A 602-nucleotide genomic window follows, 5' to 3' on the forward strand; every position below is an offset into this window, starting at 1 on the left:
TAAGCCGTATATTATCGCTTTTTCAGTATAGTCAAGCAAGGTTACAGGCAATATTGTCGATCAAACGAACATTTCCCAACCGCCCCGCCACCAGCAATCGCAAGGCTTTATCCACTGCGGGATCCGCCACTTGAAGATCCTTTTCCCGACGAATATCAAAATAGTCGAGTGTAAATCCGGCAGCCGTTAATTGGGAATGGGCCTGTGCCAATAAAAAATTCACATCCTGGCCGCCAGTTTCCAGCTGCTGTTTAAGTTGTTTTAAGCTCGAATACAAACTAGCGGCCTGCTGTTTCTGTGTGTCGGTTAAGTGCTGATTGCGTGAGCTCATTGCAAGCCCATTTTTTTCTCTTACTGTCGGCGCACCAACGATTTTCACCGGAAGATTTAAGTCGCTTACCAGTTTCCGAATCAGTAATAATTGCTGGTAATCTTTTTCACCAAACACCGCCACATCTGCCTGCACCATATTGAATAACTTGGTGACCACGGTGGCCACACCATCAAAGTGTCCAGGTCGTTCCAGTCCGCAGAGCTTGTCATCCATACCCGGTACATGAATAAAGGTATGAAAATCCTGTCCTTGTGCATACATAACGTCA

Annotated in this window: 1 protein-coding gene; it reads right to left on the reverse strand. The window is 46.0% G+C overall.

Annotated elements, in window-relative coordinates; genetic code table 11:
• Nucleotides 1-31: 31 nt before the first annotated feature.
• Nucleotides 32-602 (reverse strand): 4-phosphopantoate--beta-alanine ligase (locus B3O33_RS11050; protein WP_292363590.1); only part of this gene is annotated, 571 nt, incomplete at its 5' end.

Source organism: Methylophaga sp. UBA1464 (genome assembly GCF_002325665.1).
GTDB lineage: Bacteria > Pseudomonadota > Gammaproteobacteria > Nitrosococcales > Methylophagaceae > Methylophaga.